We start from the raw sequence: 16,564 nt of genomic DNA on the forward strand, positions 1-16,564 counted from the left end.
ATGATGATATGTTTTTAGCGCAGTGAATAAAAACCCAGCTAACCTCGACGCCATGTATGGTATTTCTCAAGCCAGTTTAATATCGTTTCGGGCGCATGATTACGTTTCCATTCACCAGCCGCGTATTTATTAGCCTCTGCCCACGTTGGATACATATGGATAGTGCCAAGTATTTTATTCAGCCCTAAACCGTGCTTCATCGCCAGTATGAATTCTGGCATTAAATCCCCAGCATGTTCAGCGACGATGGTCACGCCAAGTATTTTATCTTTGCCTTTAGGGGTAATGACTTTGATAAAACCATGATTGGCACTTTCCGTCACCGCGCGATCTAAATCTTTAAAGTCGTAGCGGGTAATTTCAAAATCGATGCCTTTTTCAATAGCTTCTTGCTCATTTAAGCCCACGCGTGCGACTTCTGGATCGATAAAAGTCGTCCACGGAATCACGCGGTAATCTACTTTAAATTTCTTTAGATGTCCAAATAAACCATTTACGGCAGCGTACCATGCCTGATGGGAGGCCACATGGGTAAATTGATAAGGACCAGCGACATCACCAGCGGCGTAGATATTAGGGTAAAGGGTTTCTAAATAGTCATCGGTATCAATCGTACGCTCCGTTTCGATGCCCAAATCTTCAAGACCATATCCTTCTAAGCGGGCACTACGTCCAACGGCACAAAGCAATTCGTCATATTCAATAGCGATTTCTTGCTTGTTCTGACGGTCTTGCTTAACGGTACTGTCGCCTTGCACTTCAACGATAATGAACTTTTTACCATCGCGAGTTTCACAGCGAATCGCTTGATGCGAGGTTAAAACGTTTACGCCGCTCTCAATGAGGACTTTCTGCGCAAATTCTGAGACTTCCACGTCTTCTTTTTTCATGAGACGCGCGCTTCTTTCGATCTGGGTGACATTTGAGCCTAAGCGTGCAAAAGCTTGTGCCAGCTCAGAGCCGATTGGTCCGCCGCCAAGGACGACCAGCTTTTTCGGCGCTTCTTCTAATTCGGAAAATTTATTCCATATGGTATCGCTGGTCACGTAGCCCGTTTCTTCCAAACCCGGCAAATCTGGGATAAATGGGCGCGCACCAGTAGCGATAACGATGGAACGTGCGGTTAGAGTTTGCGTGCCGCCATCGTTTAGCGCAATCTCTACCGTCCACGGGTCGATGAATTTGGCATAACCTTTTAATACTTCGACACCCAAGTCCGTATAACGCTCGACGCTGTCGTTTGGGGCGATGTCAGCGATGACTTTATGGATGCGGGTCATGACGTTCTTAAATGAAAATTCTGGTGGGGTATTTTCCAAGCCATAACGCTCACCATTGCGCATTTGTTCTGCCACTTTTGCGCTTTTAATCAGTGCTTTACTGGGTACACAGCCATAGTTTAAGCAGTCACCGCCCATCTCGCCCGCTTCGATTAAGGTTACTTTTGCTCGGACGGTCGCCGCGATATAGCTAGTGACTAGCCCGCCAGCACCTGCGCCAATCACAATCATATTACGGTCGAATTTTTTAGGTTTGCTGTAGTTTTTATAGACGCGGCGTTTTTTTAGCATATTTAATATCCCTTTTGCGATTAATGGGAAAAAACCTAACAACGCAAATGAGACAATTAAATTAAACGATAAAATTCCTGACAAGCTGTCAATTTGCGCCAGTTGCGTACCAGCATTAACGAATACAAAGGTACCCGCGAGCATACCAACTTGGCTTACCCAGTAGAATGTCCTCGCTTTAATCGCGGTGACGCCCATGAGTAAATTAATCAAAAAGAACGGAAATATCGGCACTAAGCGCAGGGTAAATAAGTAAAATCCGCCTTCTTTTTCAACGCCAGCATCAATGGCTGCTAAGCGTTCAGGAAAGCGCTGTTTAATCGTATCACGCAGTAAGTAACGTGAGGTTAAAAAGGCGAGTGTCGCACCAATACTGGAGGCAAATGAGGCGACCAGTAACCCTTGCCATAAACCAAATAATGCCCCAGCTGCCAAGGTTAAAATAGCGGCACCCGGTAAGGATAATGCGGTGACGACGATATAAAGTAAAAAGAATCCACCGATAATCAATAATGGTGATTGCGTTTTATAGTTGTTAAATTGCGCCATCGACCCTTTTAAGCCGTCAAGCGTCAATAATTGATTGAGGTCAAAGTAGAAAAAGCTTGCTGCTAATATTAATATTAGCAGTATTAACAATATTCTTTTAATCATAAAATATCCGGCTAAGTAGTAGAGCGAAGGCTAAAGTCATCGTCATTCTTTTATGATTAAGAACCTTGACCATGTCAGTGGTAATGACAAGTTAGTGGTAACGATAATTGCGTTAAGTTTTTTGCATGGTTTGTGCATTTATATACAATAAAACAGCTAAATTAGTAGTCTTCATAGTATAGGGCTTGAGTTTCAGAGGCTAGTATTTATATTTTTGCATGTTCAACCCAGCCCAATCTAACGACAAACATGACTGATGTTTAAGCTAAAGAAACTTTTTTGCCCAAGGTTAAGGTATCCCAATCTCTCATTAAGAAAAGCGCTAAACACGCCGCCAACATCGGCCATGCTGCAAAGAACAACAAGTTATCAAAAGGCTTGAGATATAAGCCGAAGGTTGAGAACGTCGAAATCGCATGAAGTAGCAAGATAGTGCCGTAAGTCCAAGTTTTGAATAATCCTGTGACAAACAACAGAATGAGGATGAATTGAGCCGCGCCAATGACATAGAATACGGTGTCGCCTATACTTTCAAAACCATAAAAACTAGAAAAGACGCCTGCGGCATGATCAGGATTAATCAGCTTATCTAAAGTCCAGACTAAAAAAACAATGAAAATACCCAGTCGAAGCAATAACAGTGAAAGAGGGAGATGTTTTGGCATAAGTTATTTCTTCTTAATAAGCGTTAAAAGTGAGTGCAAAAGAGCTTGGTAAGTCTAATCAATGACATATATGGCAATGACTACTATTGTCAGGCAGTAAGCATGAATAAAGTATTTATTTTGAGTGATTACTCAAAATTAGACAAAATACTAACGCTCAGTAAGTCAATAAACCGCATTGTAGTTGTTATTGAATGGTTGTTCAAGTTTGTAGCCTCAAGCATGTTACCGTTCCAGAGCATCGTTACGTTTTTCAACCAAAGCAGCAATGCTGGGTTAAAGGTGGTCGCTTTTCGTACAATAAAAAGCCCTTCATGGACTATCTCAGTCTATGAAAGGCTTTTGGCTGACATCATAAGTATGATGAAATTGAACGGTTACCACATTAAGTCATCTGGAATCACATAGGCGGCATAAGGATCATCTTCTGCCAGCACTTCTTCTGATGTATTGTTAGACACGACCATGAAGCCCTCCATTTTTGCATCGATGCGATCTGCCAACGGGCGAGGAAGGAGTGCATAGCCTTCTTCTAAGCGTGCAATCACCACATGACCGGCGACGATTTGGTCATATAGTTTTTGAGTGACAAAGATTTTTTTAACCTTAGCATTATCGACAAATTGATAATTGACATCGCCATTGGTATCGGCAATCTGATGCTGCTTAATCATCTGTACGATATTAGCCTTGAGCATCTTCTCTTCTAAAATACGTTGTTTTTCTTGATTGAGCTTTTGATCTTTCTCTAGTTTTTTCGCTTGGGCTTCTGCCAACGCTTTTTTCGCTTCCATGCTTTCTGAGTCACCAGTACGCTTGGCATGCTGAGTCTGCTTGCTGATTTTCTTGGCTTTTTTGCTATCCACCAATCCCACTTTTAATAACTGAGCCTGTAGGGCATTTTTTGCCATAATTCCATCACCTAGATAAGGATACTTAAATCATAAATGCTAAAAACCCATTGTAGCAAAATTCGCTACGGCATGTTGTTAGACGATGACAAGACTTTTTTAATTATGGTAGAAGTGGGCACACATCGCTGGCTGAAGCCGTTTAAATTCGTTATTATCAAGGCAGTGGATACGCTTTTTTTACCGTTATATTTTTTGGTAACTATGTTCTTTGGTAACTATGTTTTTCGGTGACCATATTTATAGTGGGTATAGAAAGCTGTATAGGATTAAATCGTTAAATTTAAGGACGGAATATGACAACATCACAGCACATTTTAGCCTGTATAGACGGCTCGGCAGTGACTGAATCGGTTTGTGACTATGCAGCATGGTATGCCAGTAAATTAAATTTACCCGTAGCGTTGTTGCATGTGAGTGAGGTTCCAGCCTCGACCAGACGCGATTTGTCAGGCGCAATAGGAGTCAATAGCCGCCAGTTTTTATTGGAGGAATTGACACAGTTAGACGAGCAAAGAGCGAAGGTGGTGAACAGTTATAGTAATGCTTTGGTACAAGACGCAAAAAGCCATATTCAAGGCAACTTTACTCAAGTCGATATTCGTATCTCTCAACGTCGCGGCAAGCTGTTACCTGCCATTGAACATTTTAAAGCAGAAAATCGTGCCATCGTCATGGGACGCCGAGGTGAAGATCACAAAAGCAGCCGTATTAATATCGGTAGCCAAATCGAAACCGTTGCCCGCGCATCTGACGTTCCTATATTGATTTGCTCAGAGACGTTCAAAGAACCTAGCTCATACATGATAGCCTTTGATGGTAGCAAAACAGCTATTAAAGCAGCATGGATGGTTGCAAGAAGTCCTGTATTAAAAGGGTTGCAAGGTCATATCGTCATGATAGGCAATCATAACGACACGTCAAAACAAAGCTTAAGCGCCGCAGCGGCACAACTGGAGGACGCAGGTTTTAGCGTAGCGGCGCATCATTTATCTGCCTCCGATGCCGTTGACGGCTTGTTGAGGTTTCAGGTAGAAAACAACATTGATATGATGGTGGTGGGTGCTTATGGACATTCGAAATTGCAACAATTATTTCTTGGTAGTACCACGACAGAAATTATCGCCAGCACGCTATCTCCTGTGATTTTAGTACGTTGAAAACTCGGTATAATAGCGAGGTGCAATCATTACGCCTTCAGCTGTCGATAACGTTCAATAATCATATCTGACGTTTGCTAAAGGATCATCTCATCATACTATTTTTGGACATGGTTTATGCTTATTCATGCAGACTTTACTTGCCGCGCTGCCCTTACACCTGAGCAACACCAGTGGATTAAGTCACCACAAAATGGGGTAGAGCGCGTGATGCTTGACCGTGTGGGTGCAGAAAAAGCACGTGCCACTAGCCTTGTACGCTATGCGCCCAATTCTTATTTTCCGCATCATCTACACCCGGGTGGTGAAGAGATTTTAGTATTGTCAGGTACTTTTTCTGCAGATGACAAACATTACTCAGCAGGTTGGTATTTGCGCAATCCACCGACCTCAGGACACAAGCCCTATAGTGATGAAGGCGCAGTGATTTTCGTCAAGCTACGCCAAATGCCAGCTGATGAACCTCATTATGTGGCTATCGATACTAAAGATAATGCTCATTGGCAACAGCAGGGCAGCCGTGATGTTTGTCCTCTATTCTCAGGTGACAATGAGCAAGTGAGTTTGCAGCGTATCAAGGCAGGCGAGTTACTGTTTAATGAGGCAGTCTGTGGCGGTGCAGAAATACTGGTGTTAGCAGGCAAGTTGATAGATGAGGGTCAAGTTTATCAGCGCGGCGGATGGATACGTCTGCCAGCAGGTGAGCATGCGCAAATACAGGTAGGATCTGAAGGAGCTACAGTGTATCTCAAGACAGGTCATTTAATGCAAGTGATAGGGTTGTAAGGAGTAGTGATCACAGTTTATGAGCAACTCACCAGCTGCTCATATTCTACAATGTCACTATATTTTGTCACTATACTTTTATTTAGCCAATAAAAGTAGATAAGCAGTGGGGTAATGATTAGTTACGCAAGATTTATCAATCATTACTCAAACCGCTTTTAAAGCGGTTTAAAAATACAAACCGTCATTGCTCATCATTCTATACTTTGCGCATCCTCTCGTTTGACAATTTTATGCTGGTCTTCTGTGCTATCGACTTTCCAATAGCTAGATATGTACAAATGCGTTTTGGGTATTGGGTGATCTATCTTAAAATAATGGCGTAGAGCGCGCATACTATGGAATTCGCAAGCTGCCCAAACAGCAGGTTGTCCTGTTAGCCACGTAAGCGTTTTAACGCGATCAAGTAATGGGCTAGTTTCTGCATTTGGATGCGTGTTTATCACCCAATGAATGTCAAGGTTGTCTGGCTTCTTGAGTAGTTGCTTATCTGCTTCATTGGTAATCTCAAGGACTGCATAGCCGCGTGCGTCAGCAGGTAGCTGGGCAAGATTGACGGTAATCGCCGGCAGCGCTGTCATATCACCGATCAATAAAAACCAATCTGCCTCATTGTTAATCAGCTTCTTTGGTCCAGGGCCGCCTACCAATATTTGCTCGCCCACTTGGGCGTTACGTGCCCATGTTGAAGCAGGGCCTTCTGTCTCATGCAATGCAAAATCGACATCTATTTCGTCATCACGTTGAACGCTGACGGTATAGGTACGCATCAATGGTCGAGCCTCATCGCCTTGAGGGAATATCAGCTTAATGTACGCGCTTTCTTGATCTGCCGGAAAATCAGTCAGTCCAGCACCGCCAAGCGTGACACGGCACATATGTGGCGTGAGGTATTTACTGCCAATTACATCTAGCATTCTTGGGGTAGGTTTTCCCATATTAATACTTTCCTTCATTTAACTATTTGATAGTTTAGGTCATCATTTGAGATGAGACCACTCTATAAGATGGATATTCTCTGGTAATGGTAAGTTCTACATTGCCTAAAAATTGGCCTTTAGACTGACGGACATTTGGCGCTCAGGTCCCATCCAGCAATTGTTAATATCATAACAAGCGCCGACATAGGTTTTATCAAAGAGATTGTTGACACTCGCGCCGACAGTGAGCATCGGATTGATTTGATAATTACCGCCAATGTCTACCAAAGTCACGCTTGGTAATTCGTCTGAGTTTTGCTTATCAAGTTGCATACCGCCTTCATAGCGCACGCCAGCGTTGAGACTGAGCTTGTCAGTAGCGTAATAATCTGCCCACAATGTTGCCTTGTGCTTAGCCGTTTGCGCAGGAGTATTGCCAACCACATCAGGGTTGAATTCATCTTCTGTAATTTCAGCATCGGTATAGCTATAACTGGCGGCAATATCTACCCAGTCGTTAAGCATGTGGCTGCCTGAGACTTCAAAGCCTTTGGAGGTAATTTCACCCGTTTGTGTTTGACTTCTATAGTTAATTTCGTCAGCCACCACGACGTTTTTTTGAGTGATATCAAATACTGCTAATGTTCCTTGTGTGGCGCGATTGGCAGAGAGATATTTGACACCAGCCTCTAGCTGATCGGCAGTCGTTGGCTTAAATGGCGCATTGGTAATAAAGTTACTACCGACCACTGGTTGAAACGACTGCGAGTAGCTTGCATAAGGAGATAGACCATTATCAAAGTCATAAATGGCTGCGAGACGACCACTGGTTTCTGACGCATCATTGTTAATTGTTTTTTTATTATAAATGACGCCTTTAGTGGCTTCGGTTTGCTCAGTACTACTGTCAAAATTATCGTGACGTAAGCCTGCTACTACTGTCAAATCTTGCCATTTCATCTCATCTTGTACATAGAACCCAAGTTGGCTTTGTTCAATGTCTTCATTTTGACGATAAGCCTCTAAAGGCAACGTATCAGCATGGATTTGTGAGTAATCTGGATTGGATAAGTCAAGATTTGGCGTGCCATCTGCGCCAGCATCATAATAAGTGGCGCTACTGTCTGTCTCTTGATATTCAACACCAAACAGTAGGTTATGTGAAGTATTAGCAGTATCAAATTTATAGGCCAGCTGGTTGTCTGTGGTCCAGTTATTCATGCTCTCATCGGTGGTGTAGGCCACGCGATTTAGTATCTTATCACTACCGCTTACAAACCCGCTGTTGTACATATTACGCTGCTGCGCGTCGGCGTCGGTATAGCGCAGAATGTGTTTAAAGGTGAGCGTATCATTGATGTTCCAGTTCACCGTGACACTCGGCATGAGTACTTCTTTGCTGAAGTGATTCCACTCATCGCCGGCATAGGCGTCACTGCCCAGTTTTCCATAGCTGGCATGGTAGACAGTGCCAACGGCAGGCAATGGAGTAGAAGGCACCATTTTTGGATCATCTTGATAAAACAGATTGGCAAGAACGGACACATCTTTTGTCGGTTGCCATTGCAGTGACGGATTGATCAGTGTGCGTTCTTCTTCTGTGGTCTGCATCTGCCCGTCTTTTTGTCGTTTTAACGCCACCAGTCGATAATTGAGCGTATCTGTGATAGGTCCTGTCGTATCGACCGCCACTTCTTTTAGGTTTTGATTACCCACTCGCAACTGTACCTCAGATGCTTGAGTGCTTTTTGGGGTTTTGGCGACTTGATTGACCATGCCACCTGGAGATGCATAGCCATAGAGTGAGGATGCGGGCCCTTTGACCACTTCGACTGCTTCTGTTGCGTAGATATCGACTTGCGGCATCAGATTCCAAGCCCCATCGTAGGGCAGTCTTAATCCATCGTAAAAATTGGAGTAAGTTTTAAAACCGCGAATATTGTATTCATCAAAGATGGACACCGTACCGCGACTCTCAGTACTCACTCCTGGCTCATAACGTAATGCTGCATTGACGCTGTCTGCTTGACGTTTTTGCAATAGCGCTTGATCGATTCTCGTATAGCTCATGGGTGCATCATTAGGGTCTAATGCTGTTTTGGTGCCCGTACTACGGTAGTTGTCGGCATAGACAGTAATGGTATCCAGGGTGGTCGATGGTGTCACGGTCTCATCATTATTGACATCATTATCGACTTCGTTCTCAACACTGTTTTCGATGTTATTCGGTATCGTCTCAGCATAAGCTGCATGGCTCAAACCCATTGCCAATCCCAGTTGCACCGCGAGAGTTAAACGTTTTTGACGAATGGATGTAGACGTTGAGATAAAACGCATCATATTTCCTTGTAAGTTATCAAATGCCGAAAGCGAGAAAAAAGGAATAATAACATTAATGATTATCATTATCATTAAAAATTTACAAACAAAGCGTTCTTAGTAAGATGTCGAGTGAAGTAGCCTCATTTTTAGCCATTAAGATGACTATGATGCAAACATGAAAATTGAAGAAACGCCTTAATATGACGATAATTTTTGACTATAAGCAATGGTGTTTACAAGGCTTTTCTCGTATGATGCAGCCGTCTATTTGGAATCAACTTTTAGATCAACAGACAGACAGGATTTATTACTACTATTAATAGGTCTAGGTCGTTCATTGAGCAACCAAAGATTGTTAAAGGTCATATTTATGAACAGACATACAAGTCAATCAACCAATACTCAACGCTATTTTACGGTATGGCGATGGCATTTTTATGCAGGAATGTTTATAGCACCTTTCTTAATTATCCTAGCTTGCAGCGCACTTGGCATGCTGTTGATGTCTAACATAGCAGGTCGTGATGATGATCGCCTCACCATTACCACCCCAGATTTAGCGGTGACAGCACCTATTTCTACGCAAGCTAAAAATGCGTTGAACACTTTACCTAATAGCACGCTGGTGAAATATATCGCGCCTCGTGATACGGACACCGTTGCCTTGTTTCAAGTTAAGTCAGCCAGTCATGAGAATATGGTGGCGGTGAATCCTTATACGGCTGATATCGTTAAAAGCACGCCGACTAATAGTGGTCTGTACTATACCTTTAATGATATTCATGCTGATTTACTATTGGGCAAAGTCGGTGATTATATACAAGAAACCACTGCTTCATTAACCATCTTAATGATTCTAACGGGTTGGTATTTGTGGTGGCAAAAACGCAAATCACTCAAAGCCATGCTTATCCCCAATGATGCTGTAAATAATAAGAAAAAACGCTCATTCATACGTACCATCCATGCGACATTGGGCAGTTGGATATCTGTGTTGCTACTGTTTTTCTGTATTTCAGGAATGGCATGGGCAGGCATCTGGGGCGAGCGTATGGTACAGGCATGGAGTCAGTTTCCTGCGGGCAAATGGGGCGTTGCGCCAATGCCGCTTTCTATTGATCACAGTCAACATCATGCTGGTATGGATATGAATAACGCTGAAGCCACGCCGCATGTTCATGGAGCAACACCAGCCACAGCACCCACGCATGGTGATGCACTAAATACGGGTAGTACCAAAGATGTGCCTTGGGTGCTTGAATTGACACCAATGCCAGCATCTGGCACTGTCGCTGGCAAGGATGGTATCGCGTCCAATATACCCATTATGATCGATACCGTAGATCGATTTGCCCGTGAGATTGGTTTTGTCGGACGTTACCAATTAAATCTGCCACAGGGTAGTACGGGCGTCTGGACGATTAGCCAAGACTCAATGAGCTATGATATGAAAAATCCAATGGCTGATCGTACGGTACATATCGATCGTTATTCGGGCAATATTTTGGCAGATATCCGATTTGATGATTACAATGCTTTTGGTAAATTTATGGCGGCAGGCATTGCTATTCATATGGGGACGCTTGGATGGTGGAGCGTACTGGTCAATGTCCTATTTTGCTTATCGGTTATTGCTATTTGTGTGAGCGGTTACATCATGTGGTGGCAACGCCGTCCACGTCATACCAGTGAAAAGCTTGGACTGAATCCACCAGCGCGTGGTCTCAGTTTTTCTATATGGTGGCCGTTTGCCATTCCTTTGTTAGTAGTGGCAATCATATTCCCGACCGCCATCATCGCGATTGTCGCTATCGGATTACTAGATTTCTTAGTCATTTCACGGGTTGGGTTTTTACAGAAACTATTATTTTAAAATTAAATAAAAGAGCCATTCAAAAAGTTATTCTTATCTAAATAAAATCGGGGCAGCTTTCTAAAAGATGCCCCGATTTTTTATTGTTCGCCATTAACTTTTTACTAAGCCAGTATTTACGCCAACATAGCAATGGCATCGGCACTAGCACGTTGCCGTTCTTCAGCATTTAACTCAATGAGTCTGCCTTCTTTCATCAGTAATAATCGATCTGCATGTTCAAAATAGCCGTCATCATGACTGATGATAAACAGCGTTTTACCCAAGGCTTTGAGTTCAGGTATCAGTGTTTGATAAAACACGCGGCGAAAGGCAGGATCTTGGTCAGCCGCCCATTCATCGAGTAGCAGTATGTCTTTTTGTTCAGCCACGGCAATGAGCATGGCCAAGCGCTTGCGTTGTCCTTGTGATAGCTTGTCTGTCGATAATTGGTTGTCAGTCACGCTGACTTTATCTTGCAAATTGAGCTTGTGTAGCCATGTATTTACGAGCGCTTCATCGGGTTGCTGTCCCTCTCTACCAATCAGCTGTTTAAAAAGATGCTGATCGCTAAAAATAGCAGAAAAAAGCTGTCGATAATCAGCATTATTCTGTGAATCAACGAGCTGACTGTCTATTTTTACAGCACCGATGCTAGGGGTGAAAATGCCTGTAATAATCTTGGCAAGCGTAGACTTGCCGCTACCATTTGCCCCGATTAAAAACACCACATCGCCACGTTTCAAAGTCAGATTAACCGATTTTAGGATATCGCTAGCATGCTCGTTTTCTTTAACTGCCAGCTCATTTGCATCGGTATCAACACTTGCATAACGATAGCCAATATCATTGAATGATATGGACTGCCAGTTGTTGACCACAATATCCGTCGTAAAGGTTGATTGGTACTCCGCCAATTCCAACGATTGTATTTTATCCAGTGCCACTTGTGCGGTTTGTAAGGTTGGGTACGCGCCGACGGCATGGAGGATGGGTGATTGCATGAATAGAATGGTTAAAGAGAAAGTGGTGGCAATACCCATCGGTATAGCAAGATAATTTGACACGGCAAACACCACACCAATGGCTGCGAACATCATAATATTCGACCAATTCACGGCGGATAAATGATATGTATCCGATTTAATCACTCGATTTTGATAAGATTTGGCATGATTTAAGAAATCATTTTTATAGAGTTTTTCAGCGCGGTGTTGATTAAGCGCCAGCTCTTTGCGACCATCTATAATGGATTGATAGTCCTCATATAAAAGGTCATTAATCTCTCTAAGCTCTCTTAAATGAGTATAGACATGCTTCACTAAAATGGTGCTTATCCAAATCGTCATCACAATCCAAAACATGACAATCAATAATAATGGCAGCGACAACCAGCCTAAATAAAGGGCGACACCAACCGATAAAATAACGCCTTGCACCAGCTCTGGCATACGCACAAAGGCGACGGTAATTGATTGAATATCTGAGGATAAGCTGGCGAGTAACCGTGCGCTACCCAAATGGTCTATTTGTGGAACTTTGGTGTCGATGATTTGTTTGACCAGCTTGGTTCTGAGCTCATAGACAAACTTGTGACCGAGACGGGTTAAGGCATATTGTGATAAAAAAGTAGTGACCAATAGCAGGACAACCAAGGCTGAAAATTGACCCAAACTTGCCCACGATAAGGTATTAAAAACAGGCTGACTGATAAAGGTGTGATTGATATAGGCAATGATGCCCACACTGACCGCCGCATTCACCAAATTAAGGAAAATAACTTTAACAAAGGGCAGGCGATAGTGTGTCCAAATCATCTGATATAAAGAAACGGTGGCGTGAGAGGACATAATGGCTCAATAATAGAATGGTTTTTTGCGTATTTTTGATGGCATAAAAGGGAGTAGGTTGTGCCTAATCCCTTTTATCTAAGTCTTATAAACGTGGTTTAATCTGCATGTCTTAAAAGTCGAAAGTCGCTGATACTTTTAGGGCAGTAGGCTCACCGGCATTTAAGTATCCAGCACCCGCATAACCACCCACTGATTGCCAATAGTCTTCACCAGTAATATTAGTAACTACTCCTTTTAGCGTCACGTCTTGGCCAGCGAGCATGGTTTTATAGCGAGCACCTAGATCTAGCGTGGTATAACCGTCAACTTTTAAGCTGTTGGCAGCATCGGCATAACGTGCGCCTGTGTGAATGATATCACCGGTCACCGTCAATCCTTCAACTGCTGCTAAATCATATTCTAGGTTGACGTTACTTTGTAGCGTGGGCAGTCCGATGACTCGGTTGCCGTCGAACGTCACATCGCCCGTGTTTTTTTGCTTAGCATTTAAGTAAGTAACACCAGCATTGAAGCGCATGTTTTCGCTCGGGCTACCAAATACAGTCAATTCCACCCCTTGATGTCGATTTTCGCCTGCAGCCACAAAGGTGTTGGCGTCATTGATATAAGCGCGCGGCTCATTAGTGCGGAATATCGCCAAACTACTGCCAATCAAACCATTGTCATACTTAACACCAACCTCAGTTTGCTCACTCACATAAGGGTCTAAATTTTGACCACCATTGGCGACAGCACCACTATTATTAGTCAGAGGTGCCCTTGCGCCTGGCGCTAGGCTTTCGATATAGTTACCATAAACAGACCAGTCCATGCTTGGTTGATAGACAATTCCAACGCTTGGTGTCCATTCACTTTTATCGTAATCAGCCGTTTTAGCCTGAGTGTTAGGATCATAGCTGGTGGTTTTTAAATTCTGATGACGCACGCCTAAAGTGGTTTTTAGTTTGTCATCGAACAATGATATGGTATCGGCTAGCGCAAAGCTTTGGAATTGCTTCTCGTTGGTTAGTTTTGGATCATCTAAGTTACCACCGAAGATTGCTGTGCTTGTAAAAGGTACCTCAGCGTAGTCAATAGGGCGATATAAATTGGTTGCGGGTTGATTACCAAAATCATAGGCGAACGCCCCTTTTTCTTCTTGGTCATAGAGATCCGCTGCTAGTACCCAATTATGAGCCACTTCACCTGTTTGCCATTTACCACGCAGACCGAGCTCAGCACTTTGTACCAAATCTTTTCTAGAGTTATCAAAGCGATAAAACGTACCTGCACCATCAACATTGTTGACGGTTAGATTGGCCAGTGAGTTTTCCTCCTCACCACTTCGCACACCGTAAGCGCCGTAAGCTGTGACGTTATCATTAAAATCGTACTCGCCTCTAATCGTACCGAATACATCTTCTTCATCTGAATACGTCCAAGGCTGCGCCCAATTCTTCGAGCCGTCTGGTGCTTTTGGTACTCTAGAAACACCAGCAAGTGTGACACTAGGACGGGTCTCTTTGAGTTTGTTGTCTTGCCAGCCCAAATCAGCTGATAGTCGATACTGATCGCCTCTATAATCTAATCCTAACGCTGCCAGACCCAGTGTTGAAGATTCATCATCAATCGCGCTGTCGCCATCTTGATAAGCGGCATTAAAGCGAACGCCAAACGCATCATCAGTACCAAAGCGATCACTAACATCTACGGCAACTTTGCCTTGATCGCCCTGACCATAACCGAGTGTCACCTTACGTAGCGGGTCATTGCCAGCTCGTTTGGGTAGCAGGTTAATCGTACCACCGGCGTTACCACCACTGGGTGCTGCGCCATTGAGCATCGCGGATGCCCCGCGCTGAACCTCAACACGCTCGAGCAATTCCGTTGCGATATACTGCCTTGGCAATATGCCGTATAGACCGTTATACATGGTGTCATCAGAGGTTGTGACAAAGCCGCGCATAAAGTACGCTTCTTGAAAGTTGCCAAAGCCTCTAGCGACACGAACAGTCGGGTCTTTTTTGAGCAGGTCGCCCACACTTTGGGCTTGTTGATTGCCGATATACTCATTGGTATATGAGGTAGTGGAGAACGGTGTGTCCATGATGTCTTGATTGCCCAAGATTCCGACACGGCTTCCTGTCGCTACTTGACCACCTTCATAGGCATCTGGCAACCCATCGGCTGATGCATCAGCACTACTGGTCACGACAATCTCATCGAGTACCACGCTTGGGGTATCAGATTGAGCGTCAGCATTTAAATCTGTTTGTGCCCACGCGGCTTGGCTTGCACCCAGTAGTATTACCGATGTAGACAGACAAGATGAGCACAGTGATTTTAATGACAAGGGATGGCGAGACATATTCAATAGAGTAGGGCGAAATAAAGCAGAGTATAAACGAGACAGTTGCATGAATATTTCCAGCACATAGATTAAATGCTTATTATAATGATAATCATTTTCATTACAATATATTACTGGATTAAATCTCAATATATTTTTATCGTATTAAGTGTACGTTTTCGTTAGGCAAAGTAGTAAGTCGTCTAAAGTTGATCAGTCGCGTTATACCAGCAGCAACGATTGTTATTAGCTCAATTTAGCAGTCAGCACAAGTGGTTGGTAAGTGTCTAAATGCTTTCTGTTTATGACTAAATGTTTGCTACTTATTGAATGTTTGCTGTTTACAAAAAATGCCACTTATGAAAAACATAATGATTATTGCGCACGCCAGTAGACTTTAATGACCATATCCTGACGTGATAATCCAAGATTTGCCTTTAGTTGCTGTCGCAATGATTTGATATCCGCTGCTTCCAGCGCGCCCCATACTTTGTCAATATTGACAGGCAGTCGCGCAAATTGTGTATTTAATAATGCCATTATTTGTTCAGTAATATCAGTTGTTGGGGTATTAACCAGCTGGCACACATTATCTTGCAAAAAATGCGCATTATGGCGTAGTTGATTACTGAGCGTTAGGGTATGTAGATAACGGATATCGTCTGGATCATTAGTGATGGCAATGACGAGGGGCGGCAATGGATTCTGCCAGTTTTCCAATAGATTGGCCACCGTAGGTAAGGAGGTTTCATCACAGATGAGTAAGCACTGACCAGTGCTGAGATGTTCTATTTTCTCTGGATATTCACGTACTGTTTTGATTTGACTGCCACAGTTAAGCGCGCGCGCCCAATTGCCTCCTGCCGTATCGCCATGAGTATAAACGTCTATCCACGCTTGGACAGACGAGCTGCTCGAATCTCGCCATGCTTTTCGCAAGGTATAGTAGCGCTGCAAAAGTTTGTCGCTATCTCTTGAATGGTCTTTTGACTGGTGTTTTGTAGCAGATAGACCGTCCGCATCTAGCTCAAACAAATACGCGTAGCCCGGATGAGAGAGTGGCGTACTATCGGGTGCGGTTACTAGCAGTCGATACATATTGGGGCTGGCATAATAGCCATTAATGACCGTAAAACGCTGTTCTTGAAGCTTGATCGTGCGCTTGCCAAGCTTATTGGCAGAGGTTTGCAATAGCGTTATATATTGCTCCTGTAGCGTCATAGAGTCACTAATAGGAACTATAAAATCGATAAAATATTGACGGCTGAGCTTGCTGCTGTTTGTCAAGGTATCGTTGTCATGATGGGCGGTTGTGACATCCATTAATATCCCATCAGTATACAGCTCTGCTATCGAGGCGATCTCGTGCTCACTCACTGCCGTGTTAGTAAAGGCATTGATAAACATCGCGAGTTCATCTTGATGCTCTTCATTGACATGACTCATAAACTGGGCTTTGTCAGCCATGTCGAGCGGTGTTTTATCGAAATCGTACTGAGTAAGTGGTTGAGCCATAAAATGTCGTCCAAGCCAAAATTCAA

11 protein-coding genes are annotated in these 16,564 nt (G+C 43.5%); 3 read left to right on the forward strand and 8 right to left on the reverse strand.

Annotation, left to right across the window (positions count from 1 at the left end):
- Positions 1-38 precede the first annotated feature (38 nt).
- The 3 genes from B2575_RS05015 to B2575_RS05025 all read right to left on the reverse strand — a co-directional run bounded on the left by B2575_RS05015 (position 39) and on the right by B2575_RS05025 (position 3,801).
- Complete coding sequence (locus tag B2575_RS05015) at positions 39-2,225, reverse strand: FAD-dependent oxidoreductase (protein WP_296240421.1); 2,187 nt, start codon at positions 2,223-2,225, stop codon at positions 39-41.
- Positions 2,226-2,485: 260 nt separating this feature from the next.
- Positions 2,486-2,890 carry a hypothetical protein gene (locus tag B2575_RS05020; RefSeq protein ID WP_296240422.1) on the reverse strand — a complete coding sequence of 135 codons (405 nt, stop codon included), beginning with the start codon at positions 2,888-2,890 and terminating at the stop codon, positions 2,486-2,488.
- A 377-nt stretch (positions 2,891-3,267) separates the two neighbouring features.
- Complete coding sequence (locus B2575_RS05025; protein ID WP_296240423.1) at positions 3,268-3,801, reverse strand: DUF2058 domain-containing protein; 534 nt, start codon at positions 3,799-3,801, stop codon at positions 3,268-3,270.
- Positions 3,802-4,097: 296 nt separating this feature from the next.
- Between B2575_RS05025 and B2575_RS05030 the strand changes: the two genes are divergently transcribed.
- Positions 4,098-4,961 carry a universal stress protein gene (locus B2575_RS05030; RefSeq protein WP_296240425.1) on the forward strand — a complete coding sequence of 288 codons (864 nt, stop codon included), beginning with the start codon at positions 4,098-4,100 and terminating at the stop codon, positions 4,959-4,961.
- A gap of 117 nt (positions 4,962-5,078) precedes the next feature.
- Complete coding sequence (locus B2575_RS05035) at positions 5,079-5,747, forward strand: cupin domain-containing protein (RefSeq protein WP_296240426.1); 669 nt, start codon at positions 5,079-5,081, stop codon at positions 5,745-5,747.
- A gap of 194 nt (positions 5,748-5,941) precedes the next feature.
- Here B2575_RS05035 and B2575_RS05040 read toward each other — a convergent pair whose 3' ends face one another.
- Together B2575_RS05040 and B2575_RS05045 are read right to left on the reverse strand one after the other, a co-directional pair.
- Positions 5,942-6,685: a siderophore-interacting protein gene (locus B2575_RS05040; protein WP_296240427.1), complete on the reverse strand. Its 744-nt coding sequence runs from the start codon at positions 6,683-6,685 to the stop codon at positions 5,942-5,944.
- 105 nt (positions 6,686-6,790) lie between these two features.
- Positions 6,791-9,007, reverse strand: coding sequence for a TonB-dependent siderophore receptor (locus tag B2575_RS05045; RefSeq protein WP_296240428.1), 2,217 nt, complete (start codon positions 9,005-9,007; stop codon positions 6,791-6,793).
- 352 nt (positions 9,008-9,359) lie between these two features.
- On the opposite strand from B2575_RS05045, the gene B2575_RS05050 reads away from it, so the two are divergent.
- Positions 9,360-10,862, forward strand: coding sequence for a PepSY-associated TM helix domain-containing protein (locus tag B2575_RS05050; protein WP_296240429.1), 1,503 nt, complete (start codon positions 9,360-9,362; stop codon positions 10,860-10,862).
- Positions 10,863-10,978: 116 nt separating this feature from the next.
- Here the strand turns inward: B2575_RS05050 and B2575_RS05055 are convergent, their stop codons facing one another.
- The 3 genes from B2575_RS05055 to B2575_RS05065 form a co-directional block, all read right to left on the reverse strand.
- A complete protein-coding gene (locus B2575_RS05055) occupies positions 10,979-12,691 on the reverse strand; it encodes a multidrug ABC transporter permease/ATP-binding protein (RefSeq protein ID WP_296240430.1) in 1,713 nt (570 codons plus the stop codon).
- 112 nt (positions 12,692-12,803) lie between these two features.
- Positions 12,804-15,092, reverse strand: a complete 2,289-nt coding sequence (locus tag B2575_RS05060; RefSeq protein WP_296240432.1) for a TonB-dependent receptor — start codon at positions 15,090-15,092, stop codon at positions 12,804-12,806.
- Between the two features lie 306 nt (positions 15,093-15,398).
- The gene (locus tag B2575_RS05065; protein WP_296240433.1) at positions 15,399-16,538 is read right to left on the reverse strand and encodes a siderophore-interacting protein; all 1,140 of its coding nucleotides are present in this window, start codon (positions 16,536-16,538) and stop codon (positions 15,399-15,401) included.
- Positions 16,539-16,564 lie beyond the last annotated feature (26 nt).

This window comes from Psychrobacter sp. UBA6739 (assembly GCF_002453835.1).
GTDB lineage: Bacteria > Pseudomonadota > Gammaproteobacteria > Pseudomonadales > Moraxellaceae > Psychrobacter > Psychrobacter immobilis_A.